Here is a 26295-nt window from a genome sequence, read left to right as displayed (position 1 = left end):
CTCGGTGGGTTCGTCCGACAACGCGGGTTCGGCGACCGCAGCGGCTTTCGCCGACTCCGTTTCCGCGGATGCGCCGCCGTCAGCGGAGACTTTGCCTCGCGCCGAAGCGCCCGGTTCGTCCGAAACCTTTGCGCCAGTGGCAACGCATACCTCCGAGGCTGAGCGGCATGCGCCCCGCGCGCCGCTCATGCCGCGGCGGATGCTCGCGGGCGCTGCGTGCGCGCTGACCGGCGTGGCGCTCGTCGCGTGGCTGGCGCCTCGTCATGACGACGCCTCGCATCAGGGCGACGGCAAAGACATGAGGTCAGTCCAACATGGCGCCGTACGCAACATGACAACGGCACAAGCGCCGTCTCTCGCGGGCGCAGGGGCCGCAAAAAACAGCGGCGAAGCCACGTACGTGACGGTAATGACCGCGACTCCGACAGCACAGTCTGGGCACGCAGCCGCGGCTCCGGCTCCAGTTCTCGCTCTGGCTCCGGCTCCGGCTCCGGCAACAGTAAGGGCAACGGCAGTTGCAACAGCAACAGGAGCAGAACCCGCCCCAGCCCACGCCCGCACGATGGTGGTCGAGGAAGCCACACCAAACAAAGAGACAACCACGCAGATCACCACACGCGCGCCACAAACCGCGCCGACCGTGCGTATTCCGAAGCAAGCAGTCGCGCGCAACGACGACCATCGCCGCAGCGCGCGCAGAGCTGCTGCAAGCACCACAGCACTGAGCCGTCCACACGAAGCAGCCGGCCACGCCGCGAATCTGGCTGCGAATCTGGCTTCGAATCTCGCTGCAAATCTCACCGCGGCCTCGCCTGCATCGCGGCGGTTCGTCAAACCGTCGGTTGCGGGCTCTTACTCTCCTCTCGCGCCGTCGCCGCTCGGCATCGACGACTACGCGTCCGTCGACCTGAGCGCTAACACGCGAAGCATTGGCCGCTCCCAACGGGCGCAGTCGCAACCGCCGTCATTCGCGCCGTCGTCGCCGGACAGCGGCCAGCAGTGGATGAGCCGGCTCTCGCAACGCCGCGTAACGGAAGTCCCGGACCAGTTCATCAGATAGCCGTTGCGGATCGGTTGGGAGATTCGCGCGCACCGCGTGACTGCGCGATCGTTCGCGGCCGCGAACCGGCGAAAAAAAGCCCGACCAGAGGCCGGGCTTCCATCACACTTCGAACGCTGTTATCTCAGGCCCGGCAGACCTATTTCCGTCTGCCGCTGCAACTGCATTACCTGTCCCTGCACCTGCCTCAGTTGCGCCTGCGCGCGCTCCTTCTCTTCGCGCAATGCCGCTGCTTCGCTCTGAGTCTGACGCTGGTAGTCGTTGACCTTGGCCTGCTGCGAGCGGGCGACTTCCAGGTCGGCCTGCAAGCGCTTCGCCCGCTCTTCCGACAGTGCGATAACGTCCTGAATGTAGGACTTCTGAGCCTGTAGCAGCGTACGCTGAATCTCCACTTCGGACAGTTGCGCCGTTTGCTGGACGAAGCCCGCGTATATCGCCTCGGCCCGGCCCGCATCCGCCGATTTGATCACCCGCCAGAAGTGCTTGTCCTGGAACAACGCAATGTAGTAGGTCACTTCACGCGGATAGAAGAACAGGCTCGCGCCGTAGCTGCCGTTGTAGGTGGTGCGCAGTTCGCTCAGCTTCGCGTCCTGGATCATCTGCATCAACTCGGCCACGTTGCCTTGCGCTTCGGAAGCCGTGTCCGGGGAAGATGCCGACGGAATTGCGGACGAAGATGCAGACGAAGATGCAGACGAAGATGCAGACGCAGATGCCGACGCAAATGAAGCCGCGGACGATGGCGCCGCCACCCCCATTGCCGCGTCGCGCAGCGCGTCGGCGACAGGCTGCGGCGTCAGCGTGTTCATGGCGGGCCGGGTGCCGGCAATGGGCGCGGCCTCTTCGCCTTGCGCGGCCAGCGCGAACCCACCGTGCTGCAACAGCGCACACGAAGTCGCGAGCAGCACGGCGCGCCGTAAAGATAAGGGGTGCTTCATACCTGCATGCTCCGTGCGGATCCATAAAACAGCCTTGGATTATCGCGCGGATTAGTACTTAAGCGAAGCATGGAAGCGTCGCAAAAACAGACTTTAAATCGAGATAAAGATACGGTGTCCGAATCACACGACACGCGAGTTTGTCCCGAAAAAAAGCATTTGCAGGATAGCGCAAAAAAAGCGCCGCTTGCACAGCGGCGCCTCGACAAATAGCACTTCATGACCGGCGTAGTGTTGATAACACCACTGCGGCCCCTCGGGCAGACTGCAACGTCAGGCCGGACTCAGCCCGAAGGCAATCTCAACGCGAAGCCAAACCAAACACGAAGCCAAACCCAACGCGAAGCCAAACCCAATCCGACGCCAGCCCCAAACGCCAAGCGCCAACCTCGGCGCCCTAGCAAGCCCCCGCCCTCTCCTAAAACCGCGTTTCGCGCGCCACGCGCAAGAACGTGTCGAGAAGCGGCGTGCAATCGAGCAATTCCGGCCCGCCGGCGCGATGAAACTCCGGGTGCCATTGCACGCCCATCACGAACGGCGCGCGCCGGTAGCGCACGGCTTCGATAATGCCGTCGGATGCTGACACAGCCTCGATATTCAGATCGCGGCCCAGCGTCTTGACCGCCTGGTGGTGGATCGAGTTGACGATCGCATCGCGCCGTCCGGGAAACATGTTGGCGAGCGTCGAGCCGTCCGGAAAATGGATTGCGTGGCGGTGCTGATCGTAGTCTTCGTTGACGTGCGCGCCGGCGGTCGGCACGTCGGTGGCAATGTCCTGATACAAAGTGCCGCCGAACGCCACGTTGATCAACTGGCAGCCGCGGCACACGCCGAGCACCGGCTTGCCCGACTCGATGAATTCATGCAGCAGCTCGAGTTCGTACATATCGCGCACGCGGTCGCCGGGCCATTCGGGACGTGACGCGGTTTCCGCATACGACTGCGGCGAGACGTCCGCGCCGCCTTGCAGCAGCAGTCCGTCAAGATGTTTCGCGTAATCGCGCAAACGGATATTGCTCGGATGCAGCATGCCTTGATGGCCGACCGTCGGAATCATGAACACCAGCACGTCGCGCGACATGACCCAATGGGCGATGGATTCCTCGAGATACTGCAACGTCTTGCCGCGCAGTCCCTTCGCACCCGGCTCGGGATGAAAGATGCGCGCCGACACGCCGATGCGCAACGTGCGCTGGGTGATGCGCTGACCCGCGCGGTCGAAGAGCTGACGGGCGCGCGCCGCGATAATGCGGCCAAACACCGACCACGCCGAATCGGTCTGCTTCAGATAGCGCGGTGGCGAGGGCGGCAACGCGTTCGGCGGCGGCGGGTTGCTCGCGCTGAAGTCCGGCGCAGCGCCGAAACCCGGCGGCGGCGCGCCGGCGGGACGCGCGGCGGTTGCCGCAACGTCCTCGGCGGCGAGCACTTCGTCGGTCGACGCGACTAGTTCGCCTTCAATCGGCTCGCTCGTGAGCGGCGTCGCGCTGCGGGCTGGCGAAGACTGCGGAGGTGCCGTAGCGGGCGCCACGCCAGGCGCGGGCGGCATGGACGTCGCCGCTTCCCGTCCGCGCGCCGCGCGCGCATCGCGCTCATGAACGGCCGCTTCCTGCTTCGCGACCGAAGCGGCGGCGGAACTGCGCGCTTCGGCTGCATCGCGTTGCTGGGCCGTGCGCCGGTCGGCGGGCGTCACGGTGGACGCGCTTCCGGGCAGATCGGTCGACGATCTGGCTGCTGCCTCGGACGCACCCGGCGGCGTGCCGACAGACCCGCCCGCAACCGTCACGCCCGCAGCGCCAGGCGACGGGGCCGCGCTCGACACGAGCGGGTCTAGCGGATCTAGCGGGTCTAGGGGGTCTTTCAGCGGCGACTGGATGGCATCTTCATGCGAGAGCGGTAACGAAACCGCGGGTTCGACGGGCGGTGCACCGGACGTTAGCGACGCAGCAGAAGTAGAGGACGTTGGCAACGTTGCCGGGGCTGCCGAAGGCGGCGTTGGACTGCCGGGTTGACCGGCGTTTTCGGGTTTGTTTTCGCTCATGACTGTCGGACGGGCGCCTTTCACGCGAACGAATGAATATGCCCTGATTATCCGCCAGCGTGCCGGGGCGGGCAAACGCGCACACAATTGCTCACATTGTCCGGCCGCGCCGCCCAATCCCGTCAAACTTAGGGATCGGGTTGTTCGTCGAAAGTTTCGCGCAGCGCGATCTGCATGGCCGCATGAATCTTTACGCACCAGCGCCACACGAGTGCGAGCAGCAGCGCGGCGCAGACCAGCACCACGGCGAGCAGGCCGGTCGGCGGCAAAATGCCGCCCGAAAGCGCGGCCACCAGCAGAAACACCCCGACCATGCAGACCACCGGCACCAGATCGGCGATCGCGTAGCGCAGCGCGCGCGTCAGGCGCCCCGCCGTGGCCGGCTGCACGCTCACCTCCGCAAGCAGCAACGCGAGCGACTTCGTCTTGCGATAGACAGCCACCAGGAACGGCATAGAAACGAGCAACGCAGCACTCCACAGCACCGCGCGCTGCAGCGGCTCCGCACTGATCCAACGGCTCAGAAAGCCGCTGATGAACGGCGCGCCGTATGACACCATCAGAAAGATCGCTGCCACCAGAGCCAGATTCACTGCAATCTGCAGGATGATTCGGCGGGTCATGCTGAAAAGGGTCGGCTCGCCGCTCGCAGTGGTCAGATTGCCGAGCCACTGGCTATACATGCCGAACACGTTGACGAGCGTGCGCGGCAGCGCGTTGGCGACACGCCGCGTGAGCGGATCGGCGGCGCGGATCAGGTAGGGCGTGAAGAGCGTCGTCAAGGCCGATACGGCGACCGCGATGGGATAGAGAAACGCGCTCGTCACCTTCAGCGTTAAACCGAGCGACGCAATAATGAACGAGAACTCGCCGATCTGCGAAACAGTCATGCCCACGCGCATGGCCGTGCGCCCGTCCTTGCCCGCCAGAAAGGTGCCGAGCCCGCACGACACGATCTTGCCGACGATCACCGCCGCCGTGATCACCGCGATCGGCCACGCATAGTCGACCAGCACGGCCGGGTTCAGCATCAGGCCGATGGTCACGAAGAAGATCGCGGAAAACGCGTCGCGCAACGGCGCGATCAGATGCTCGATACGATGCAGATGCCGCGATTCGGCCATGATCGCGCCGATCAGAAACGCGCCGAGCGCAATGCTGTAATCGAGCTTCACGACGAGCAGACAGAAGCCGAAGCAGAAGCCGAGCACCGCGACGAGCAGCATTTCGTCGCTGCGGGCGCGCGCGACGTAATTGAGCGCGCGCGGCACCACCAGAATGCCGACCACGAGCGACACCGTCATGAACAGCAGCAGCTTGCCGAGCGTGACGACCGCGACGCCCGCGCTCAACTGCCCCGTCTGCGCAATGCCGGAGAGCAGCACGAGCATCGCGATGGCGAGAATGTCCTCGACAATCAGAATGCCGAACACGAGCTGCGCAAAACTCTCGCGCTTGAGTCCGAGTTCGGACAGCGCCTTGACGATGATCGTCGTTGACGAAATGGCGAGGATCGCGCCGAGGAACAGCGCATCCATCGGGCTCCAGCCGAACGCGCTGCCGATCTCGTAGCCGAGCCACAGCATCAGCACGATTTCGGAAAGCGCCGCGACCACGGCCGTTGCGCCCACCTTGAAAAGCTTGCGCAAGCTGAATTCCAGACCGAGCGAAAACATCAGGAACACGACGCCCAGTTCGCCGAGCGTCTTGATGGTCTGTTCATCGTGAATCAGTTGGAACGGCGGCGTGTACGGACCGATGATCACGCCCGCCGCGATGTAGCCGAGCACCACCGGCTGCTTCAGGCGATGGAACAGCACGGTGACGACGCCGGCGAGCGCCATCACGACCGCCAGATCCTGAATGAAGCCGATTCCCTCGTGCATGCGCTCTTTCCTTACAAAAAAGTAATGTCGGCGAAGAGTGTAACAGCCGCCGGCCGCAGCCCTTCCCGCAGCGACCGCGCTTTGGGGCGGAGGAGCCCGATTCTTTTTTGACACGCTGGACGCCTGTGAAATATCACAATAATATTTGCCGCATATTTTAGGGAGTCACTGGATGCAGCAACTGTCTTTCAACGTCGCGGAACGTTCTGGCGCCACGCGCGCCGCAGTTATCGAGGTACAGCGTCTGACCATTGCCGGCTGGGCCGGCCGCGACCAGGCGGCCATCGAACATCACATTGCGGAGCTTGCCGAACTCGGCGTGAAGCGGCCCTCCACGACCCCGTGCTTCTATCGCCTCGGCTCCGAACTGCTCACGCAAGCGCAACAGATCGACGTGGTCGGCACGAAGTCGAGCGGCGAGGCCGAATGCGTGCTGCTTCAGTCGGATGCCGGGCTGCTCGTCACCGTCGGCTCGGACCACACGGACCGCGAAGTGGAAGCCTATGGCGTGACCGTCTCCAAACAGGTGTGCCCAAAACCCGTTGCGCGCGACGCCTGGCTGTTCGACGACGTCCGCGAGCATTGGGACCGACTGGAATTGCGCGCCTTTGCCGTCGCGAACGGCGAGCGGCGCGTCTATCAGCAGGGCAGCGTCGCGTCGCTGCTGTCCGCCGCCGACCTGCTCGCGCGCGCGCCGCTCACAGCGGGCGCGGCCATGTTCTGCGGCACGCTCGCCGTGCAAGGCGGCATTGTCGGTATGGCCGACGGCGACGCGCTCGAACTCGAATTGCACGACCCCGTTTTGCAGCGCACGCTGCGCCACGCGTATCGCGTGCGCGCCTTATCCATTGTGGAATGAGCCATTGTCGAACGAGGCATTCATGAGCAACCCTTCGCCTTTCGCCGCCGACGCGTCCCTCGACGCCTCGCTGGAAGCCGCCGCCATCCGCAAGATTACGTGGCGCATCATGCCGTTCCTGTTTCTCGTCTACGTGCTTTCGTATCTGGATCGCGTCAACATCGGGTATGCGAAGCTGCAGTTCACCGGCGACCTCGGTCTGTCCAACGCGGCATACGGGCTCGGCGCGGGGATTTTCTTCTTCGGCTATTTCGTGTTCGAGGTGCCGAGCAATCTGCTTCTGAAGAAGTTCGGCGCGCGCGCCACGATTGCGCGCATCACGATGCTGTGGGGCCTGCTGTCGTGCCTGATGATGTTCGTGCGCAGCGAAACCACGTTCTACGTGCTGCGCTTTCTGCTCGGCGTCGCCGAAGCGGGACTGGTGCCGGGCGTGGTGCTGTATCTGACCTTCTGGTTTCCGTCCGATCGCCGCGCGCGCATGGTCGCGGTGTTCATGGCGGCGATTCCGGTGGCGGGCATTATCGGCGCGCCGCTGTCGGGCTTCCTGATGTCGGCGCTGCACGAAGCGCACGGCTTGCGCGGCTGGCAGTGGATGTTCCTGATCGAAGGCATTCCGTCCATTCTCGCCGGCTTCTGGGCGCTTGCGGTCTTGCGCAACACGCCGGCCGAAGCGGCATGGCTGAGCGACGACGAGAAACGCGTGATCCTCGCCCGCCTCTCGCGCGAAAACGCAGCAGCCGCCGCCCAAGGCGCCGAGCATAGTCTCGCGGCCGCGCTGCGCTCCGGCCGCTTCTGGCTGCTCACGCTGATCTATTTCTGCCTCGTTACCGGCAACGCGGGCTTCTCGTTCTGGCTGCCGCAGATCGTCAAGGACCTCGGCGTGACGAACCTCGTGACCAACGGTTTCGTGACGGCGATTCCGTATCTGGCAGCGGGAATCGGCATGATCCTGATTGGCCGTTCTTCGGATGTGACGGGCGAGCGCCGCTGGCACTATGCGGTGTGCTGCTTTATCGGCGCCGTCGGGCTGCTCGGCAGCGCCTCGGTCACGAATTCGATTCCGCTTGCCGTGACCGGTTTGTCGATCGCGTATGTCGGCATCCTGGCGGGCTTCGGCATCTTCTGGTCGATGTCGACGAGTTTCCTGCAAGGCACCGCCGCCGTCGCGGGCATTGCCGTCATCAACTCGATCGCCAACCTTGCCGGTTATGTGAGCCCGTACGTGCTCGGCATCGTCAAGGACGCGACGCACAGCGTGACCTTCGGACTCGTGCTGATAGCGGGCGCGCTGATCGTAGGCGGCCTCGTCACGCTGATGATGCCGCGGGTGAAAGTGCAGCACGCAGCGACGGGTGTGCCCGAACGGGCTTGAGCACCGCTGCGGAGCCTGCCGCCAGTGCACGCTGACCGCAGCGGAACCCGTTCTACCTTGCTCTACAATGCGCGGACGAACCCCGTCCGCTCCCTTTTCACATGACGCTTTTGCAGACCGCCCGCCCCTCGAAGCCCACCCGCGCGACCGCCAATGCGAGCCTGGCCGAACAGGCTTATGCGTTCGTCAAGCGCGAGATCATCACGATGCGCCTGCGGCCGAGCGAGGTGCTCAACGAAGCGGAGCTGATGGCGCTGACCGGCATCGGCAGGACGCCGGTGCATCAGGCGCTGCACCGGCTGGTGCACGAAGGCATGCTGACCATCATGCCGCGCAAGGGCATCATGGTTCGCCCGGTCTCGCTCGACGACGTGCTGGCCATCATCGACGTGCGCCTCGTCAACGAAAGCTACTGCGTCGAGCTTGCCGCGCGCCACGCGCAACAGCACGACTACGACGCGATGCAGGCGCTGCTCGAACGCTCGGCCGTGTGCGTCGCCGCGCATGACATAGAAGGCATGATGGACATCGACCGCGAGTTTCATCTGGCCATTTCGGCCGCCTCGCGCAACGCGGTGCTCGCCGACATCCTGCGCGGGCTGCACGAGCGCTCGCTGCGCTTCTGGTTCATCTCGCTTTCCGAACCGCATCATCTGGAAGATGTGCACGAGGAACACCTCGAACTGTTTCGCCTGCTGCGCGAGCGCGACGCCGAAGGCGCACGGCGCTCGGTGCAGAAACACATCGAGGCGTTCCGCGCGACGCTCTTCAATCGCATTTGAGCCGCACGAATTTAGCCGCACGCATTTGAGCCGCATCTGAGTCGCATCTAAGTATCACGCATCGAAGCCGCCCGCTTCGGCGCCCATCGCTGACGACACGCTGGCGGCTTCACCCAGTCAAACGGACGAACGACACCATGGCCACCGAATTCACGCCCTTCCCGCCGCTTGCCCAACTCGCCGCCGACCTCGCCGCGGGCCGCACCACCAGCCGCGCGCTAGTCGAGACCGCGCTCGCGCGCATCGCCGATCCGGCCGGCCAAGGCGCGCTCGCCTTCATGCACGTCGACGCCGACGGCGCGCGCCAGGCCGCCGACGCGCACGACCGCCTGCGCGCTGCCGGCACGGTGCTCTCGCCGCTCGCGGGCATTCCCGTGTCGGTGAAGGACCTGTTCGACATCCAGGGCCAGCGCACGCGCGCGGGCTCGACGGTGCTCGCCGACGCGCCGCCCGCCGCGCAGGACGCCGTCGCCGTCGCGCGCCTGAAACGCGCGGGCGCGGTGATCGTCGGACGAACCAACATGAGCGAGTTCGCGTTTTCCGGGCTGGGCCTGAATCCGCACTACGGCAACCCGCTGTCGCCGTACCGGCGCGACGTCAAGGGCGACGAGCGGATTTCGGGCGGCTCGTCGTCGGGCGCGGCGGCTTCCGTCGCGGACGGCATGGCCGCCGTCGCGCTCGGCACCGACACTGGCGGTTCCATCCGCATTCCGGCCGCGCTCTGCGGCCTGACCGGCTTCAAGCCGACCGCCGCGCGCATTCCGAAGCAAGGCGGCGTGCCGCTTTCGTCAACGCTCGATTCGTTCGGCCCGATCGGCGTTTCGGTCGCGTGCTGCGCACTGGTCGACCGCATGCTGGCGGGCCTGGAGCCGCGCGTGCCGGCCGCGCGCCCGCTCGAAGGCGTGCGTCTCGGGGTGCTGACCAACTACGTCACCGACGGCGTCGAGCCCGCGGTGGCGGCCGCCGTCGACACCGCGCTCAAGCACCTGGAAGCGGCGGGCGCGATTGTCAGCGAGGTGCGCTTTGCGCCGCTCGACCGTCTGCCGGACATCAACCGCTTTGGCTTTTCGCCAATCGAGGCGTATGCATGGCACAGGCCGTTGCTGGACAGGCGTCGCGAGCAATACGACCCGCGCGTGCTGGTGCGCATTCTCAAGGGGCAGCCCGCCAGTGCCGCCGACTATCTGGACCTGCTCGCCGAACGCGAGGCGATGCTCGCCGAAGCCGCGCGCACGCTGTGGCAGCGCTTTGACGCCGTGGTCGCGCCGACCGTGCCGGTGGTGCCGCCGCGCGTCGCCGAACTGGTTGCGGACGACGACCTGTTCGGCCGCACCAATGCGCTCATCCTGCGCAATCCGGGCGTGTTCAACTTCCTCGACGCGTGCGCGCTGTCGCTGCCCTGCCATCTGCGCGGCGACGCGCCGGTCGGGCTGATGCTGGCGGGCGCGCCGCATGCCGACGACGCGCTGCTCGCCATCGGCCGCGGCGCCGAAGCGGTGCTCAACGCGATCCGCTGACGGCCCTGCGGCATGGAGGCGCGCGTGCGCGCATGGCGTCGTCGCGGCGGGGGTTCGCGCTAGAATCGCGGGCACCCGCCCTGTTGCTTTCCGGCAGGAACACCCTAGCCACACAACAGCTATACGACAGCCATTCGACAGCCACACGATCCATGAACAACGACAATGCGATGCTGCGCCGCGAGCGCTCCCTGCTGGTCCTGCTGGGCCTGATCTGTGTCGGCCTAGTGGCCGGCGCCCTGTACTTGCAGTATTTCAAGCACGAAGACCCGTGCCCGCTGTGCATCATCCAGCGTTATTTCTTTCTTCTGATCGCGATCTTCGCGTTTCTCGGCGCGCGCTTTAACAGTTGGCGCGGCGTGCGTCTGCTCGAGGTCATGGCGGCCTTGTCGGCGCTCGCCGGCATCGTGACGGCGGCGCGGCACGTGTATGTGCAGGCGAATCCGGGTTTTAGCTGCGGCTTCGACGCGCTCCAGCCGGTGGTGGACAGCCTGCCGCCCGCGCACTGGCTGCCGGGCGTCTTCAAGGTCGCGGGGTTGTGCGAAACCGCCTATCCGCCGATTCTCGGCCTGACACTGCCGATGTGGGCGCTGGTCGGCTTCGTGCTGGCTTTCGTGGCGCTGGCGCTGAGTCTCGTGCGCAATCGCAGGCGCGCGTCGTAAGCGCTTTTTTCGGGCTCGGGGCGCTTTCATCGCCACCCGAGCCGCGGCGACGGCTGCGCCGTCGCAGCCGCACCCTCCCCGACGCAACTTCTCCGCCTCGCGCGAATCCGACACAAATCGGACTTATCTCATTGCTAGTTCCGCATAAGCTTCATTCGACATCGGAAATATTTTTGGGGCGCGGGAATGCTATCTTCGGATCTGGATGGCGATCTACGTGCGCGAGGCCGGCTTTGGCGCGACCCCATGCGTAACGCGCGCCCGGTCCGCACTGTCTTTCGGATTCGCCATGACAACGCAAACCATCCGCTTTTATCGCCAGGGGTCCGTCCACGAGGTCGCGGGCGTACCCGCGACGCGCACGGTGCTCCAGCATCTGCGCGAAGACCTGCATTGCACCGGCACCAAGGAAGGCTGCGCTGAAGGCGACTGCGGCGCCTGCACCGTGGTGATCGGCGAACTCGACGCACACGGCGCGCTCGCGCTGAAGGCGGTCAACGCCTGCATCCAGTTCCTGCCCACGCTCGACGGCAAGGCGCTCTTCACCGTGGAAGACCTGCGCGCCGCCGACGGCACGCTGCATCCCGTGCAACAGGCCATGGTGGACTGTCACGGCTCGCAGTGCGGCTTTTGCACGCCCGGCTTTGTCATGTCGATGTGGGCGCTGTACGACAACCAGCCGGCTGCCGCCGGCCTGCCGACACGCGACGAAATCAACACTGCGCTGTCGGGCAACCTGTGCCGCTGCACGGGCTACCGGCCCATCGTCGACGCGGCGCAGAAAATGTTCGACTACAGCCAGTACCCGCGCGTGACGCTCCAGCGTCAGGCCGTTGAAGCCGCGCTGCGCGAGCTGCAACGCGGCGACACCTTCGAGTACCGCGCGCCCGACGCGCGCGGCGCCGCGTTCGGCACGCCGGCATTCTACGCGCCGGTCACGCTTGAAGCCTTCGCGCGGCTTCGCGACGAACATCCGCAAGCCCGGCTCGTCGCGGGCAGCACCGACGTCGGTCTATGGGTCACCAAGCAGTTCCGCGAGCTCGGCGACATGCTGTACATCGGCAACGTGCGCGAGCTGAAAAGCATCGAGCGCGACGCGCAGACGCTCACCATCGGCGCGGCCGTCACGCTCGAAGACGCCTATGCGGCCCTTGCCGCCGACTATCCCGAACTCGCGGAACTGTGGACGCGCTTCGCGTCGCTGCCCATCCGCAATGCCGGCACGCTCGGCGGCAACGTCGCGAACGGCTCGCCGATCGGCGATTCCATGCCCGCGCTGCTTGCGCTCGGCGCCGAAGTCGTGCTGCGTCAAGGCACCAGAACGCGCACGCTGCCGCTCGACGCGTTCTACCTCGGCTATCAGAAAACCGCGCTCGCGCCGGGCGAATTCGTCGCCGCGCTGCGCGTGCCGCGGCCAGTGGGCAATCTGCGCTTTCGCACCTACAAGGTGTCCAAGCGCTACGACCAGGACATCTCGGCGGTCTGCGCGGCCTTTGCGCTGCATGTTCGCGGCGACGGCGGGATCGACACCGCGCGCGTCGCGTTCGGCGGCATGGCGGCAACGCCCAAACGCGCCGCGCGCACCGAGGCCGTGCTCACCGGCGCGCCGTGGAACGAAGCCACCGTGCGGCAGGCCATGAATGCACTCGCCGCCGACTATCAGCCGCTCACCGACATGCGCGCATCGAGCGCGTATCGACTGAAGGTGGCGCGCAACCTGCTGTGGCGCTTCTACCTGGAAACGCGCGACGACGCGCCGCTCGCGCTCTTCGACGTGAACGCATTCGCATTCGAAGCCGGCGCGCCCGAGGCGATCGCGAAGGAGCCGTCGTGATGAACCGCACCGATGCTTTTGTCGAACGCGCCGAAGCGCCGTCAACGGATCAGGCCGCAAGCGAGGCCGCCGCGCGCGCAAGCGACGCCGCGATCGGCGTCGCGCTGCCGCATGAATCGGCCGCGCTGCACGTGAGCGGCGAAGCCGCCTATACCGACGACATCGCCGAGCTGCACGGCACGTTGCACGCGGCGCTCGGTCTGTCGCGCCACGCACATGCGCGCATCGTGTCGATGGACCTCGACGCGGTCCGACGCGCGCCTGGCGTAATCGCCGTGCTGACCGCCGAGGACATCCCCGGTGAAAATAATTGCGGCCCGGTGCTGCACGACGATCCGATTCTTGCCGTGGACGAAGTGCTGTACCTCGGCCAGCCGGTGTTCGCGGTGATCGCGCAAAGTCACGAGCTGGCACGTCGCGCGGCGGCGCTCGCCCGAAGCGACGAGGTGATCCGCTATGAGCCGCTCGAAGCGATCCTCACGCCCGCACAGGCGAAGGCCGCGCGGCAGTTCGTGCTGCCGCCGCTGCATCTGACGCGCGGCGAGCCGGCGGCAAAGATCGCCGGTGCGCCGCATAGAATCAGCGGCACGTTCGAAGTGGGCGGCCAGGAGCAGTTCTATCTGGAAGGCCAGGTGGCATACGCAGTGCCGAAAGAGATGGACGGCATGCTCGTCTACAGTTCGACGCAGCATCCGAGCGAGATGCAACAGGTCGTCGCGCATATGCTCGGCTGGCCCGCGCACAACGTGGTGTGCGAATGCCGGCGGATGGGCGGCGGCTTTGGCGGCAAGGAATCGCAATCGGCGCTGTTTGCGTGCGTGGCCGCGCTCGCGGCCAGGGTGCTGCGCCGGCCGGTGAAGCTGCGCGCCGACCGCGACGACGACTTCATGATCACCGGCAAGCGGCACGATGCGATCTACGAATACGAAGCCGGCTTCGACGAAACCGGCCGCATTCTCGGCGCACGCGTGGAAATAGCTCTGCGCGCCGGCTATTCCGCGGATCTTTCGGGCGCCGTCGCGACGCGCGCCGTATGCCACTTCGACAACGCGTACTACCTGTCGGATGTGGACATCGTCGCGCTTTGCTGCAAGACCAATACGCAGTCGAACACCGCGTTTCGCGGCTTCGGCGGACCGCAGGGCGCGCTCGTGATGGAGGTGATGCTCGACAGCATCGCGCGTCAATTGAATCGCGATCCGCTCGACGTGCGCGTTGCCAATTACTACAGCAGCGGCGAACGCGACACGACGCCCTACGGTCAGCGCGTGGAAGACAACGTGCTCGCGCCGCTCACCGAGCAACTGCTCGACTCCAGCGACTACCGCGCGCGCCGCGAAGCGCTCGCCGCATTCAACGCTAAGAGCCCGGTGCTCAAGCGCGGCCTGGCGTTTTCGCCGGTCAAGTTCGGCATTTCGTTCAACGTGCCGTTCCTGAACCAGGCCGGCGCGCTCGTGCACGTCTACAAGGACGGCTCCGTGCTCGTCAATCATGGCGGCACGGAGATGGGCCAGGGGCTCAACACGAAGGTCGCGCAGGTCGTCGCCAACGAATTCGGCTTGCCGCTTTCGCGCGTGCGCGTGAGCGCGACCGACACCTCGAAGATCGCCAACACGTCCGCGACCGCCGCCTCCACCGGCAGCGATCTGAACGGCAAGGCGGCCGAAGACGCCGCGCGCACCATCCGCGCAAGGCTCGCCGAACTCGCGGCGCAACAGCTCGGCGGCAACGCCGACGACGTGCGCTTCGCCAACGGCGAGGTGTCGGTGAACGGCGGCGCGATGCCCTTCGAGCAACTGGTCGGCGCCGCGTATCTCGCGCGTGTGCAGTTGTGGTCGGATGGTTTCTACGCGACGCCCAAAGTACATTGGGACGCGAAAACGCTGACCGGTCATCCGTTTTATTACTTCGCGTACGGCGCGGCCGTGTCCGAAGTGGTGATCGACACATTGACCGGCGAATGGAAACTGCTGCGCGCCGACGTGCTGCACGACGCCGGACAGTCGATCAATCCGGCCATCGATCTGGGCCAGGTGGAAGGCGGCTTCATTCAGGGCATGGGCTGGCTCACCACCGAGGAACTCTGGTGGAACCGCGAGGGCCGCCTGATGACGCATGCGCCGTCCACCTACAAGATTCCCGCGGTAAGCGACACGCCCGCCGCGTTCAACGTGCGGCTCTATCGGAATCAGAACGCGGAGCCCACCGTGTTCCGCTCGAAGGCAGTGGGCGAGCCGCCGCTGCTGCTGCCGTTCTCGGTGTTTCTCGCGATCCGCGATGCGATTGCCGCAGCCGTACCGTCGGCTGGCTTGTCGCCGCTTCCTGCGCCGCCGTTGCGCGCGCCCGCGACGCCGGAAGCCATTCTCGACGCACTCGACGCACTCCACGCGCTGCGCGCGGGCAACGCAGGCGATGAGCACGCGTTTTCGTCGCAAGCCGCGACTCAGGGCAGCACTGAAACGGCGCCGGGCTGACGCATGGCCAACCGCATCATGAAAGTCGCCGCCATGAAGACCCCGCGCCATGCCGACGCATTGCGCCATACCCAACCGGCCGCGCGGACACCGCGCGCGGCCCTGCATGGAGAACCGCCGGATGCAAGCCTGGCTACCTGACCTGCAACAACTGCTCGCGCACGGCGACGCTGCCGTGCTGGTGACGGTCGCGCGCGTCGAAGGTTCGGCGCCGCGCGAGGCCGGCACCAAGATGATCGTCACACGCGACTCAGCGAAGCATACGATCGGCGGCGGCCATCTGGAATGGAAAGCGATTGAGACCGCGCGCCAAGTGTTGCGCGACGGCATGCGCTCGCCGCATATGCGCCGGCTCGAGCGTTTTGCGCTCGGCCCGAGCCTCGGGCAATGCTGCGGCGGCGCGGTGATACTCGCGTTCGAGCGGCTCCACGTGGGCGACCTCGGCTGGGTCACGTCGCTCGCGAAACGCGTGGCCGCGGGTCAATCGACGGTGCGTAGCGTATCATTCGGCCCCTCGCCGGACGCGGTGATGCTGTCCGACCCCGAGCCCGGCGTGGATGCCGCCGACTGCCTGCTGTGGGACGGCGCCGGTTTCGACGACAGCGGCGCGCTGCTCACCGAAACGATTGCGCCCGGCGAGTTTCCCGTCGTGCTGTTCGGCGCGGGGCACGTGGGCGCAGCGCTGGTTCGCGTGCTGGCCACGCTGCCATGCACGGTACGCTGGGTCGACGAACGCGACGCGCAGTTTCCGGCCATCGAATCGCTGCACGCGCATAACGTGAAGATCGACGCCAACGACGCACCGGACCAGGCCGTCGACGAGGCCGCGCCGAACACGTACTTCATCGTGATGACGCACAACCATACGCGCGATCTCGAACTCGCCGAGCGCATCTTGCGGCGCGGCGACTTCGCGTTCTTCGGCATGATCGGCTCGCACAGCAAGCGCAAACAGTTCGAGCACCGGCTCGCCGCGCGCGGCATCGACCCGACGTGGATTGCACGAATGAAGTGTCCGCTCGGCGTGGACGGCATTCTCGACAAGTCGCCGGAGATCATCGCGATCTCGGCGGCGGCGCAGTTGCTGCAAGCGGTACAAGCAAACGCGAGCCAGCGGCGCGCGGCGCAAACCGCCTGATCGCACATGACGGGCATGACGGGCTCGATCAGGCTTGACGAGCGGCGGCCCGGCATCACACATAGCGGCGCGAAAAACCTATACCTCCTGACCGACCATGAATCGAACAACCTCTGCTTCACTCATCGAAAAAGCGATGCTCGCGCCGAAGGCCGAGCTGCACATTCACATTGAAGGCTCGCTCGAGCCCGAACTGATTTTTGCGCTCGCGAGGCGCAACGGCGTGAAGCTCGCGTACGACTCCATCGACGCGTTGCGCGCCGCCTACGCGTTTACCGATCTGCAATCGTTCCTCGACATTTACTACGCCGGCGCAAGCGTGCTGCTGCACGAGCAGGACTTCTACGACATGACGATGGCGTACGTGGACCGCTGTCTCGCCGACAACGTGATTCATAGCGAGATTTTCTTCGACCCGCAAACGCACACCGAGCGCGGCGTGCCGATCGCAACGGTGGTGGCCGGCATCGAGCGTGCCCTCGCCGAGGCGGAACGACGCGGCATGACGAGCAAGCTGATTTTGTGCTTCCTGCGCCATCTGTCCGAGGAAGATGCGCTCGCCACCTTCGAAGAAGCGCGGCCCTTGTTCGAGCAGTACAGGCACCGCCTGATCGGCGTGGGGCTCGACTCGTCGGAGCGCGGTCATCCGCCTTCGAAGTTCGAGCGCGTGTTCGCGCAGGCGCGCGCGCTCGGCCTGAAGCTCGTCGCCCATGCGGGCGAGGAAGGCCCGCCCTCGTACGTGTACGAAGCGCTCGACGTGCTCAAGGTGGATCGCGTGGATCACGGCGTGCGCAGCGTGGAAGACCCCGCGCTCGTCGCGCGCCTGGCCGACACGCGCGTGGCATTGACCGTGTGTCCGCTGTCGAACCTGAAGCTGTGCGTGTTCGACGACATGACGAAGCACACGCTGAAGGACCTGCTCGATCGCGGCGTGGCCGTCACGGTGAATTCCGACGACCCCGCGTATTTCGGCGGCTACGTGAACGCCAATTATGCGGCCACCATCGACGCATTGAAGCTCGACGACGCCGAGGTCTACACGATCATCCGCAACGGCTTCGAAGCTTCGTTCGTGACGCCTGAGCAGCGCGCGCAGTTGATCGCAAAGCTCGACGCCTACTGGAATCAAAGCGGCCCGCATTGACGGCGCCGTCGTACCGCAGCGCGGGCGGCGGTTTCCTCACCAACCGCAGAACGGAACCACTCGCCGCGCTGCCTCGTTTTTAAGTTCGGAGACGCTTCATTCATGAATCACTCGGCACAGGCATCCACCCAGGCGGGCCAATCCGCATTTCGCGCGCAACTGCTGACTTTCAACGGCGATCCGTCGCGCTCGCCAGAGGCAGCCGTCTTCCATGAAGACGGCCTCCTGATCGTCGCAGATGGCCACGTGGTCGCGGCGGGCGCCTATGCCGCGCTCGCGCCGCAACTGGCGCCAGGCACGCCGGTGCAGGACATTCGCGACAAGCTGATCGTGCCGGGTTTCATCGACACGCACATTCACTATCCGCAGACCGACATGATTGCGTCGCCCGCGCCGGGTCTGTTGCCGTGGCTCGACACGTACACGTTTCCGACCGAGCGCCGTTTCACCGACGAGGCTTATGCGCGCGACACGGCAAGCTTCTTTCTCGACGAACTGCTGGCGTGCGGCACGACGACCGCGCTCGTCTATTGCACGGTCCACAAGCAATCCGCCGACGCGCTCTTCAGCGAAAGCGAAGCGCGCAATTTGCGCATGGTCGCCGGCAAGGTGCTGATGGATCGCAATTGCCCTGAGTTCCTGCGCGACACAGCGCAATCTGGCTATGACGACAGCGCGGAACTGATCGGCCGCTGGCACAACCGCGGGCGCCAGATGTATGCGCTCACGCCGCGTTTCGCGCCGACCTCGACGGAAGCGCAACTGGAAGCATGCGGCGTGCTGGCGCGCCAGCATGCGGACGTGTTCGTGCAGAGCCACGTCGCGGAAAACCTGGACGAGGTGAAGTGGGTCAACAGCCTGTTTCCAGGCCACCGCAGTTATCTGGACATTTACGATCACTACGGCCTGCTGCGCCGCCGTGCGGTGTACGGCCACTGCATTCATTTCGACGCGCAAGACCGCGAACGCATGGCGCAAACCGGCACCGTCGCGTCGCATTGCCCGACCTCGAACCTGTTTCTCGGCAGCGGCCTGTTCGACTTCGACAAGGCCGACGAAGCCGGCATGCCGGTTGCGCTCGCAACCGACGTGGGCGGGGGCACCTCGTTTTCGATGCTGCAGACCATGAACGAGGCGCACAAGGTCGCGCGTTTGACCGGCCATCATCTGACGGCCACGCGCATGTTTTATCTGGCGACGGCGGGCGCCGCCGAGGCGCTCGACCTCGCGGACAAGGTCGGCACGCTGAGGCCGAACTCCGAAGCGGACTTCGTGGTGCTCGATCCGCAAGCGACGCCGCTGCTCGCGCGCCGCACGGCGCGCACCGAATCGCTCGAAGAACTGCTGTTCGCATTCGCGCTGCTCGGCGACGACCGCGCGGTCTACGAGACGTATGCGGCGGGCAAACGCGTGCATCGCCGCGACGCCGTGCGCGAGCATGCGCGTCGCGGCGCGCATCTCGCGCATCTCGCACAGGTTCCCGCGTGAGGCCGTGCCGCAGCGCGCCTAGCGCTGCGTGCATACCTCGTGCAGTGCATTGAGCCTGCGCACCGGATCGGCAACATACGGGTTCGACTCGTCCCACGCATAACCCGCGAGCACCGCGCTGATCATGCAGCGAATGGACGGCGTCTGGTCCGGATAGAAAATGATGTCCTGCAGTTCGCCCGTGTACCAGCGCTCCACGAACGCGCGGAATGTGTCGATGCCCTTGCGCAAAGGCACGTCGTATTGCGCCGTCCAGTCGACCGGCTCGCCGTCGAGCTGACGGTTCAACGTTTGCACCGCCAGATGCGCGGAGCGCAACGCAATCGTCACGCCGGATGAGAACACCGGGTCCAGAAACTCGCCCGCGTTGCCGAGCAGCGCATAACCGGGCCCATGCAGACGCTCGACATTGGCCGAATAGCCGCCAATGTGACGCACCGGCATCAGGAACGGCGCGTCGCCGATCAGGCGGTTAAGCGTCGGCTCCTTGCGGATGAGCGCGCGCAGCGTCGCCTCACGCTCGCTTTCCGGCACGTCGAGAAAGCTCGCCTCGGCGACGCAACCCACCGACGACCGCCCGCCCGCAAGCGGGATCATCCAGAACCATACGTCGCGACGCTCGGGATGCGTGGCCACGCAGATCTTGTTGCGATCGCTCGCGCCGGCCGCGAGGCCGTCGTACACATGCGAGAAGAGCGCGGCTCGGGTGGGCATGCGCGTGGGCGCCTCGAGGTTCAACAGACGCGGCAGCACGCGGCCGAAACCACTCGCGTCGAACACGAAGCGCGCCTCGATCCGGTACGCATGGCCCGCCTCGTCGCTCACGTCGACGAGCGGCGCGGCGCCTTCCGTATGGACTGCCTGCACCGTATGGCCGAAGCGCACCTCGGCGCCCTGTTCGGCCGCGCAACGAATCAGGATTTCGTCGAACACGGCGCGCTCCACCTGATACGTCGTGCCCCAGCCCGCCGAATGCTTGTCGCGAAAGTCGAACGACGACGACTGGTCGCGATACACGAATTGCGCGCCGTTCTTGTACTGGAAGCCCGCTTCGACCACCGCCTGCAGCATGCCGGCCTCTTCGAGGTAAGCCATGCTTTGCGGCAACAGGCTCTCGCCAATCGAAAAACGCGGAAAGTGCTGACGCTCCAGCACGAGCACCGAGCGGCCCGCTTTGCGCAACAACGCGGCCGCAACCGCCCCGGCCGGCCCTGCGCCGATGATGACGACGTCGACCGCCGTGTGCTTCATGACATGTGTACCCAAGTTTGCCTCAATCGTTTGCTTGCCCGGCGCAGCATTCCGCTGCATCCTTACGCCTTGTTACATTGCATCTCTAACAGAACAGACCACTTCCCCGGGGAGCCCAGCGTGTCGCCGTCTCACACATCCACCGTGCCGTTCGTGCCGGAAACCGCATTCGGAATCTGGTTCCTGCGCACTCACACGTGGGAACACCATGTGTTGCGCGTCGCCATTAACGACCTCAAGCGCCTGATCGACACGCCGTTGCCCACCGCCCCCGTGATCGTCGACGCGGGCTGCGGACAGGGCATCTCGTTCCGTCTGCTTGCTCACGCGTTCGAGCCGCGCCGCATTGTCGGCATCGACTATCACGAGCCTTCGCTCGCGCTTGCCGCCAACGCCGCGCACGCATGCCGCGACCGGGTCGCCGACATCGAACTGCTGCACGGAGACTGCGGCGACCTGCCGCTGCCCGATGCGAGCGCCGACATCGTGTTCTGCCACCAGACCTTCCATCACCTCGTCGAGCAGGAGCGAGCGCTCGCCGAGTTTCGCCGCGTACTGAAGCCGGGCGGCGTACTCCTCTTTGCCGAATCCACCGACGCGTACATCAAATCGTGGGTGATCCGGCTGCTGTTTCGCCATCCCATGCACGTGCAAAAAAGCGCGGAGGGCTACCTCGACATGATCCGTCGCGGCGGCTTCAGCTTTACGGCGCGCAACGTTTCGTTCCCCTACCTCTGGTGGAGCCGCGCGAAAGACTTCGGCCTGCTGGAGCGGCTCGGCCTGCATCGTCCGCAACCCGGCAAACGTCGCGAGACGCTCGTCAATGTCGCGGCGACAAAGACCGATTGAAGCGCCGGGCATGACGGGCGGTCGCTTCGGTTCAGGCCACATCGATCCATGCCGCTGCGGTTTCGGCTGCCTCGATTCAAGCCGCTTCGGTTTGCGCCGCGTCGATCCAAGCCGCTTCGGTTCGGGCCGCGTCGACCCAAGCCGCTTTGGTTCGGGGCGTTCGCTCAAGCCGCCTGAATCCGCGGCTGAATTCAGACCGCTCCAGTTGCGGCCGCCTGAACTCAGACCAATCGCGCCCCGCCGATCCAGCGGCCCCGCGTCCCCCCGCTTACTTACGCAGCGTCACCACATCGCCCTTCAGCGCGACGCCGGCAATCACGGCGCCCGCGCCGCACGTGAACTCGGTCGCGCTTTCGCGCACTTCGTTCTTGTAGTTGCTCTTGATGTTGATCACCGCGTTGCCGCCTTCCTTGCGCGCACGTTCCTGCAACTCGATCACCGCCGACAGGAACACGTGCTGGCAGGCCGCCTCATCGCTCTTGCCGAACGCGTTGGTCTTCTTGTTTGTCGCGAATTCGCCGATGCTCTTCACCACGGCCGGATGACGCTGGCCCGCGAAATACAGCGCGATATCGTCGCTCACCTTGCCCGGCTCGCTGTGCAACGCCTGTTCGATCGGATAGTTGGCCACGGTGTCGCGCGCGAGCGCCGGTGCGGTGCTTAGCATGCTGAACGAAGCGGCGAGTGTAACGAACATCAGATGGCGTTTCATTGATACTCCTTAACGGTTGTTGTTAGTTTTACGATTCCCTATTTACTGCACAGGCATGAGAGCCGGTTCAGTTCGCTTCGAACACCACGAGCTTTCCGCTCACAGCGATGGCCGCCGCGCTCGGGCTCACGCCGCAGGTGAATTCGCGCGACGAGTTGCTCTCGCTGCTGTGAAAACGCGTGCCGATGTCGATGACGGCATTGGCGCCGCGCTCGCGTGCCGCCGCGCGCAGTTTGCCGACCGCTTCGGCGAGCGCTTCGCGGCATGCTTCGTCGGGACCCGCGACCTTGCGGGCAATGCGCACGGAGTACGACACGTTGCCCAGATCCGTCTTCACTGCGGGATGGTTCTGCTCGCCGAAATACACCGGCACGCCGCCGCGCGACTCGCCGCCCGCCGCTGCGAGCGGCAGCGATTTCACCTGCGTCGCGCAACCCGCTAGTGTCGCCGCTGCAATCGTCAATGCACTCAGCATTGCGGCCCGTTTGATGGTCGTTTTCATTGTTCTGCCCTCGTTTTTTTAAATTACGGCCGGTTCAGCCGCCCTGCCATGCTTCGAACATCAGACCTGCACAACTTCCGCCAAAGCCGAACGACAGCGACATGGCCGTCCGGATGCGCGCGTCGCGCGTCTCGCGCACGAGCGGCATGCCATGCGTTTGCGGTTCCGCGGTTTCTATTCTGGTCGTTCCCGCGATGAAGCCGTCGCGCATCATCAGCAACGTGTAGATCGCCTCGTGTGCGCCGCATGCGCCAAGCGGATGCCCCGTCATGCCCTTGGTCGACGAAAACGCCGGCATGCCGCGCTCCGGTTCGCTGCCGAACACCTGCTGCAACGCACGCAGTTCTTCGACATCGCCGAGCGGCGTGGAAGGCGCGTGGGTGTTGATGTAGTCGGGGCGCGTGACGGTTTCGCCCGCTATGTCGTTCGTCGCCTCGTTCGTCGAGCCGTTCGTTGAGCCGCTCAGCGCGCCGCGCGACGTTTGGCTCATCGAGCCGCTCATCGCCCCGCGCATCGCACGCGCGATGCCCGCCGCGCGCGGCGTGACCATGCCGGCGTCGGTGCAATCGCCGAATCCGGTCAACTCCGCATAGATGCGCGCGCCGCGCGCCAATGCGTGGTCCAGCGCTTCGAGAACCAGCACCCCGCCGCCCGACGCGATCACGAAACCGTCGCGCGCGCTGTCGTAAGGACGCGACGCGCGTTGCGGCGTGTCGTTAAAACGCCGCGACAGCGCGCCCATTGCGTCGAACATCAGCGTCATGTTGTCGTGCAGCGACTCGCTGCCGCCCGCCAACACGATTTGCTGGCGGCCGGTCTGGATCAGCTGCATCGCCTGGCCTATCGCGAGCGCCGAGGTCGTGCATGCCGACGACGGCGAATAGCTGACGCCCTCTAGCCCGAACAGCTGGGCGACATTCGCCGAAGCGGTGCTGCTCATCGCGTGCGGCACCGTGTAGGGCGGCACTTTCTCGACGCCGCGCGTGCGCGCAACCGTCATCGCCGCGTCATAGCTCGCCATGCTGCCCACGCCCGAGCCGATCACCGTGCCCGCGAGCGGCGAGCGCAGCATGGCGGCGCCGAGCTGTGCGTCGTCGATGGCTTTTTTCGCGGCATGACAGGCGAAGCGCGCGGTGTCGCCCATGAAGCGCTCGAGCTTGCGCTCGAACGGCGGCTCGTTCGCAAGCGAAGCAACGCCCGCCACCTGCGAGCCGAAACCGCGCTCGCGCCAGGCGTCGATCCGTTCTATACGCGATGTTCCCGCGCGCAATGCGGCGGACACTTCGTCGAGCGTGTTGCCGAGGCACGACACGATGCCCATGCCGGTCACCACCACGCGTTGCAGCTTCACGCTCATTGAACGCGCCTGAAAATGAGCGACGTATTGATGCCGCCGAACGCGAAGTTGTTGCTCATCACGAACTCCGCATCGATCTGCCGTCCCGCGCCGACGATGTAGTCGAGCGGCGCGCAAGCGGGGTCCACGTCGTGCAGATTCAACGTAGGCGCGTACCAGTTGCGCTTCATCATCTCGATGGTCCACCACGCCTCGAGCGCGCCGCACGCGCCGAGCGTATGGCCCACATAGCTCTTGAGCGAACTGATCGGCATGCGCTCGCCGAACGTCTGCGAGGTCGCATGACTTTCGGCAATGTCGCCGCGGTCGGTGGAGGTGCCATGCGCGTTCACGTAGGCAATGGCCTCGGGCCGAAGCTGCGCGTCCGCGAGCGCGAGCTGCATGGCGAGCGCCATCGTCTCGGCGGTCGGCTGGGTCATGTGCGCGCCGTCGGAATTGCAGCCAAAGCCCACGATTTCCGCATGGATCCGCGCACCGCGCGCGAGCGCGTGTTCATATTCCTCGAGCACCAGCGTGGCCGCGCCTTCGCCGACCACGAGGCCGTCGCGCGCGGCATCGAAAGGACGCGGCGTGAGGTGCGGCTCGTCGTTGCGCGTGCTGGTCGCGTACAAGGTGTCGAAGACGGCAACGGCCGGCCCTGACAACTCTTCGGCGCCGCCTGCGAGCATCAGCGTCTGCTTGCCGGTCTGAATCGCTTCGTACGCGTAGCCGATCGCCTGGCTACCCGACGCGCACGCGCACGAGGTCGGAATGATGCGCCCCTTCAGGTCCCAGAACAGGCTGACGTTGACGGCGGCCGTGTGCGGCATCATCTGCACGTAGCTGTTCGACGTGACGTCGCTCATCGAGCCGGTTTCGAGCATCGTGCCGAACGCGCGAATCGGCTGCACGGAACCCGACGACGAACCATACGCGACGCCCATGCGGCCGTCCTTGATGCTGGCGTCGTCGGCAAGGCCCGCGTCGGCGAGCGCGAGTTCACTCGCGCGCACCGAATAGAGCGACACGGGCCCCATCGAACGGGTCTTCTTGCGCGGATAATGCGCGGGCGCGACGAAGCCAGGCAACGGACAGGCGAGCCGCGTATGCAGCGATTCGAAGTAGTCCCATTCGGGCATGCGCCGCACCGCGTTCAGGCCGCTTTTCAGACGCGCTTCGATGGCGTCCCAGTTGTCGCCGAGCGCCGTGACGCCGCCCATGCCGGTAATGACGACTCGCTTCATCAGACCATCCCGCCGTTGACGCCGATCACCTGGCGTGTGACATACGAGGCCGCGTCCGACATCAGGAAGCCGACCACCGACGCCACCTCCGCAGGCTGACCGACGCGGTTCATCGGCACCGTTTTGAGCGCGTGTTCGAGCGGCATCTCGTCGAGCATGCCGGTTTCGATCAACCCCGGCGCCACGCAATTCACGGTGATGTTGCGCGACGCGAGTTCCACTGCGAGCGCCTTGGTCGCGCCGATCAGCCCTGCCTTCGCCGCGCTGTAGTTGACCTGACCGCGATTGCCCATCACGCCGGACACCGACGCGATAGTGACGATGCGCCCGCCCTTGCGAGCCCGCACCATCGGCATGGTCAGCGGATGCACGACGTTGTAGAACGAGTCGAGGCCGGTTTCGATCACCACGTCCCAGTCTTCGTCGGTGAGCGCGGGAAACGCGGCGTCGCGCGTCACACCCGCGCTGCATACGATGCCGTAGTACGGGCCGTGTGCGGCGACATCTGCTTCGAGCACTTCGCGGCACACGGCGCGCTCGCGCACGTCGAACTGCAGCACGCGCGCGCTGCCGCCTTCCGCGGCGATGCCCGTTGCGACCGCTTCGGCTTCGGCGCGTCCCGTGCGGCAATGCACAGACACTGCGAAGCCGTCGGCGGCCAACTGGTACGCAATCGCACGGCCAATGCCGCGGCTTGCGCCGGTAACGAGAACACGCCGGCTCATGAACTGAAACTCCCCTCAATGAATGACTGAAAATCGGACGGCTGGAACACCTTGATCACAGCCTCGGCGCAACACGTGTCGCCGTCGTGAATCGTGCATTCGTAGGCTGCGTGGCCTTCCTCGCTACGCAGCAGTTCCGTCGCCCGAACCAGCAACTGCGCGCCGCGCGCAAACGCCGGCTGCAGTGCCTTGTAGCTGCGCGAACCCAGCAGCACGCCGGGCCGCGCCCGCCCGCCGCCGCGCATCGCCACGAGCGCGACGTGCGCGGCGATGGCCTGCGCCATCAGTTCGATGCCGATCCACGCGGGCATTGCGCCTTCTGCGTCGGCGTACCACGCATCGTCATGCACCGTGGCGCGCGCGCACAGCGTCTCATCGCTGAAACTGTTCACGCCGTCGATCAGCAACATGGTGCCGCGGTGCGGGATGATCGCTTCAATCGGCTGCTGCAACAGTTCTTCGGTGCTTCGCATCGGATTCATCG

General features: G+C 65.7%; 22 protein-coding genes. 12 read left to right on the top strand and 10 right to left on the bottom strand.

All coding sequences use genetic code 11. From position 1 onward, the window contains the following. The first annotated feature begins 640 nt into the window (after window positions 1-640). On the top strand, window positions 641-1060 hold the full coding sequence (locus tag JNB89_RS07830) for a hypothetical protein (RefSeq protein ID WP_220361833.1): 420 nt from the start codon (window positions 641-643) through the stop codon (window positions 1058-1060). Between the two features lie 119 nt (window positions 1061-1179). On the opposite strand, the gene JNB89_RS07825 is transcribed toward JNB89_RS07830, so the two are convergent. The 3 genes from JNB89_RS07825 to JNB89_RS07815 all read right to left on the bottom strand — a co-directional run bounded on the left by JNB89_RS07825 (window position 1180) and on the right by JNB89_RS07815 (window position 5922). After that, a complete protein-coding gene (locus JNB89_RS07825) occupies window positions 1180-1998 on the bottom strand; it encodes a DUF2968 domain-containing protein (RefSeq protein ID WP_220361832.1) in 819 nt (272 codons plus the stop codon). A 418-nt stretch (window positions 1999-2416) separates the two neighbouring features. Beyond that, window positions 2417-4036 carry a type 1 glutamine amidotransferase gene (locus JNB89_RS07820; protein ID WP_220361831.1) on the bottom strand — a complete coding sequence of 540 codons (1620 nt, stop codon included), beginning with the start codon at window positions 4034-4036 and terminating at the stop codon, window positions 2417-2419. Between the two features lie 128 nt (window positions 4037-4164). After that, window positions 4165-5922, bottom strand: coding sequence for a cation:proton antiporter (locus JNB89_RS07815; RefSeq protein WP_135892839.1), 1758 nt, complete (start codon window positions 5920-5922; stop codon window positions 4165-4167). 172 nt (window positions 5923-6094) lie between these two features. Between JNB89_RS07815 and JNB89_RS07810 the strand changes: the two genes are divergently transcribed. The 10 genes from JNB89_RS07810 (at window position 6095) to guaD (ending at window position 19192) form a co-directional block, all read left to right on the top strand. Further along, window positions 6095-6781 carry a DUF2848 domain-containing protein gene (locus JNB89_RS07810; RefSeq protein WP_220361830.1) on the top strand — a complete coding sequence of 229 codons (687 nt, stop codon included), beginning with the start codon at window positions 6095-6097 and terminating at the stop codon, window positions 6779-6781. A gap of 22 nt (window positions 6782-6803) precedes the next feature. Further along, on the top strand, window positions 6804-8153 hold the full coding sequence (locus JNB89_RS07805) for an MFS transporter (RefSeq protein WP_220361829.1): 1350 nt from the start codon (window positions 6804-6806) through the stop codon (window positions 8151-8153). A gap of 101 nt (window positions 8154-8254) precedes the next feature. After that, a complete protein-coding gene (locus JNB89_RS07800) occupies window positions 8255-8935 on the top strand; it encodes a GntR family transcriptional regulator (protein ID WP_013340174.1) in 681 nt (226 codons plus the stop codon). A 137-nt stretch (window positions 8936-9072) separates the two neighbouring features. After that, window positions 9073-10452, top strand: a complete 1380-nt coding sequence (locus JNB89_RS07795; RefSeq protein WP_220361828.1) for an amidase — start codon at window positions 9073-9075, stop codon at window positions 10450-10452. A gap of 152 nt (window positions 10453-10604) precedes the next feature. After that, window positions 10605-11114 carry a disulfide bond formation protein B gene (locus JNB89_RS07790; RefSeq protein ID WP_013340176.1) on the top strand — a complete coding sequence of 170 codons (510 nt, stop codon included), beginning with the start codon at window positions 10605-10607 and terminating at the stop codon, window positions 11112-11114. A gap of 289 nt (window positions 11115-11403) precedes the next feature. Further along, window positions 11404-12948, top strand: a complete 1545-nt coding sequence (xdhA, locus tag JNB89_RS07785) for a xanthine dehydrogenase small subunit (RefSeq protein ID WP_220361827.1) — start codon at window positions 11404-11406, stop codon at window positions 12946-12948. Beyond that, the gene (gene xdhB, locus JNB89_RS07780; protein ID WP_220361826.1) at window positions 12948-15422 is read left to right on the top strand and encodes a xanthine dehydrogenase molybdopterin binding subunit; all 2475 of its coding nucleotides are present in this window, start codon (window positions 12948-12950) and stop codon (window positions 15420-15422) included. The genes xdhA and xdhB overlap by 1 nt, the downstream gene beginning before the upstream one ends. Window positions 15423-15543: 121 nt before the next feature. Next, complete coding sequence (gene xdhC, locus JNB89_RS07775) at window positions 15544-16560, top strand: xanthine dehydrogenase accessory protein XdhC (protein WP_220361825.1); 1017 nt, start codon at window positions 15544-15546, stop codon at window positions 16558-16560. Window positions 16561-16696: 136 nt separating this feature from the next. Continuing rightward, a complete protein-coding gene (locus tag JNB89_RS07770) occupies window positions 16697-17704 on the top strand; it encodes an adenosine deaminase (protein WP_431026581.1) in 1008 nt (335 codons plus the stop codon). Between the two features lie 102 nt (window positions 17705-17806). Then, window positions 17807-19192 (top strand): guanine deaminase, encoded by a 1386-nt coding sequence (gene guaD / locus JNB89_RS07765; RefSeq protein ID WP_220361823.1) that lies wholly within the window; start codon window positions 17807-17809, stop codon window positions 19190-19192. Window positions 19193-19210: 18 nt separating this feature from the next. Here the strand turns inward: guaD and JNB89_RS07760 are convergent, their stop codons facing one another. After that, window positions 19211-20443, bottom strand: coding sequence for an NAD(P)/FAD-dependent oxidoreductase (locus JNB89_RS07760; RefSeq protein WP_220361837.1), 1233 nt, complete (start codon window positions 20441-20443; stop codon window positions 19211-19213). Window positions 20444-20563: 120 nt separating this feature from the next. Here JNB89_RS07760 and JNB89_RS07755 point away from each other — a divergent pair, with 120 nt between their 5' ends. Beyond that, complete coding sequence (locus tag JNB89_RS07755) at window positions 20564-21292, top strand: class I SAM-dependent methyltransferase (protein ID WP_013340183.1); 729 nt, start codon at window positions 20564-20566, stop codon at window positions 21290-21292. A 268-nt stretch (window positions 21293-21560) separates the two neighbouring features. Here JNB89_RS07755 and JNB89_RS07750 read toward each other — a convergent pair whose 3' ends face one another. The 6 genes from JNB89_RS07750 to JNB89_RS07725 form a co-directional block, all read right to left on the bottom strand. After that, window positions 21561-22004, bottom strand: a complete 444-nt coding sequence (locus JNB89_RS07750) for an excinuclease ABC subunit A (RefSeq protein WP_135892847.1) — start codon at window positions 22002-22004, stop codon at window positions 21561-21563. A gap of 67 nt (window positions 22005-22071) precedes the next feature. Further along, on the bottom strand, window positions 22072-22506 hold the full coding sequence (locus JNB89_RS07745; protein WP_220361822.1) for a YbjQ family protein: 435 nt from the start codon (window positions 22504-22506) through the stop codon (window positions 22072-22074). 34 nt (window positions 22507-22540) lie between these two features. Continuing rightward, window positions 22541-23863, bottom strand: coding sequence for a beta-ketoacyl synthase N-terminal-like domain-containing protein (locus tag JNB89_RS07740; protein WP_220361821.1), 1323 nt, complete (start codon window positions 23861-23863; stop codon window positions 22541-22543). Then, window positions 23860-25086 carry a beta-ketoacyl-ACP synthase gene (locus JNB89_RS07735; RefSeq protein WP_220361820.1) on the bottom strand — a complete coding sequence of 409 codons (1227 nt, stop codon included), beginning with the start codon at window positions 25084-25086 and terminating at the stop codon, window positions 23860-23862. The genes JNB89_RS07740 and JNB89_RS07735 overlap by 4 nt, the downstream gene beginning before the upstream one ends. Then, on the bottom strand, window positions 25086-25811 hold the full coding sequence (locus tag JNB89_RS07730) for a 3-ketoacyl-ACP reductase FabG2 (protein WP_013340188.1): 726 nt from the start codon (window positions 25809-25811) through the stop codon (window positions 25086-25088). Before JNB89_RS07730 ends, JNB89_RS07735 begins: the two co-directional genes overlap by 1 nt. Further along, window positions 25808-26293 (bottom strand): hotdog family protein, encoded by a 486-nt coding sequence (locus JNB89_RS07725; RefSeq protein ID WP_220361819.1) that lies wholly within the window; start codon window positions 26291-26293, stop codon window positions 25808-25810. Before JNB89_RS07725 ends, JNB89_RS07730 begins: the two co-directional genes overlap by 4 nt. Window positions 26294-26295: the final 2 nt, after the last annotated feature.

The sequence above is a fragment of the Paraburkholderia phenoliruptrix genome (genome assembly GCF_019511605.1).
Classification (GTDB): domain Bacteria; phylum Pseudomonadota; class Gammaproteobacteria; order Burkholderiales; family Burkholderiaceae; genus Paraburkholderia; species Paraburkholderia phenoliruptrix_A.
Note: the sequence above shows the minus strand (reverse complement) of the source record. Positions and strands in the feature narration are given on the sequence as shown.

Bases quoted from the DNA above. Each gene is read 5' to 3' on its own strand.
- JNB89_RS07825 (WP_220361832.1), bottom strand. From the start codon at position 1,998: ATGAAGCACCCCTTATCTTTACGGCGCGCCGTGCTGCTCGCGACTTCG.
- JNB89_RS07820 (WP_220361831.1), bottom strand. From the start codon at position 4,036: ATGAGCGAAAACAAACCCGAAAACGCCGGTCAACCCGGCAGTCCAACG.
- JNB89_RS07815 (WP_135892839.1), bottom strand. From the start codon at position 5,922: ATGCACGAGGGAATCGGCTTCATTCAGGATCTGGCGGTCGTGATGGCG.
- JNB89_RS07810 (WP_220361830.1), top strand. From the start codon at position 6,095: ATGCAGCAACTGTCTTTCAACGTCGCGGAACGTTCTGGCGCCACGCGC.
- JNB89_RS07805 (WP_220361829.1), top strand. From the start codon at position 6,804: ATGAGCAACCCTTCGCCTTTCGCCGCCGACGCGTCCCTCGACGCCTCG.
- JNB89_RS07800 (WP_013340174.1), top strand. From the start codon at position 8,255: ATGACGCTTTTGCAGACCGCCCGCCCCTCGAAGCCCACCCGCGCGACC.
- JNB89_RS07795 (WP_220361828.1), top strand. From the start codon at position 9,073: ATGGCCACCGAATTCACGCCCTTCCCGCCGCTTGCCCAACTCGCCGCC.
- JNB89_RS07790 (WP_013340176.1), top strand. From the start codon at position 10,605: ATGAACAACGACAATGCGATGCTGCGCCGCGAGCGCTCCCTGCTGGTC.
- xdhA (WP_220361827.1), top strand. From the start codon at position 11,404: ATGACAACGCAAACCATCCGCTTTTATCGCCAGGGGTCCGTCCACGAG.
- xdhB (WP_220361826.1), top strand. From the start codon at position 12,948: ATGAACCGCACCGATGCTTTTGTCGAACGCGCCGAAGCGCCGTCAACG.
- xdhC (WP_220361825.1), top strand. From the start codon at position 15,544: ATGCAAGCCTGGCTACCTGACCTGCAACAACTGCTCGCGCACGGCGAC.
- JNB89_RS07770 (WP_431026581.1), top strand. From the start codon at position 16,697: ATGCTCGCGCCGAAGGCCGAGCTGCACATTCACATTGAAGGCTCGCTC.
- guaD (WP_220361823.1), top strand. From the start codon at position 17,807: ATGAATCACTCGGCACAGGCATCCACCCAGGCGGGCCAATCCGCATTT.
- JNB89_RS07760 (WP_220361837.1), bottom strand. From the start codon at position 20,443: ATGAAGCACACGGCGGTCGACGTCGTCATCATCGGCGCAGGGCCGGCC.
- JNB89_RS07750 (WP_135892847.1), bottom strand. From the start codon at position 22,004: ATGAAACGCCATCTGATGTTCGTTACACTCGCCGCTTCGTTCAGCATG.
- JNB89_RS07745 (WP_220361822.1), bottom strand. From the start codon at position 22,506: ATGAAAACGACCATCAAACGGGCCGCAATGCTGAGTGCATTGACGATT.
- JNB89_RS07740 (WP_220361821.1), bottom strand. From the start codon at position 23,863: ATGAGCGTGAAGCTGCAACGCGTGGTGGTGACCGGCATGGGCATCGTG.
- JNB89_RS07735 (WP_220361820.1), bottom strand. From the start codon at position 25,086: ATGAAGCGAGTCGTCATTACCGGCATGGGCGGCGTCACGGCGCTCGGC.
- JNB89_RS07730 (WP_013340188.1), bottom strand. From the start codon at position 25,811: ATGAGCCGGCGTGTTCTCGTTACCGGCGCAAGCCGCGGCATTGGCCGT.
- JNB89_RS07725 (WP_220361819.1), bottom strand. From the start codon at position 26,293: ATGAATCCGATGCGAAGCACCGAAGAACTGTTGCAGCAGCCGATTGAA.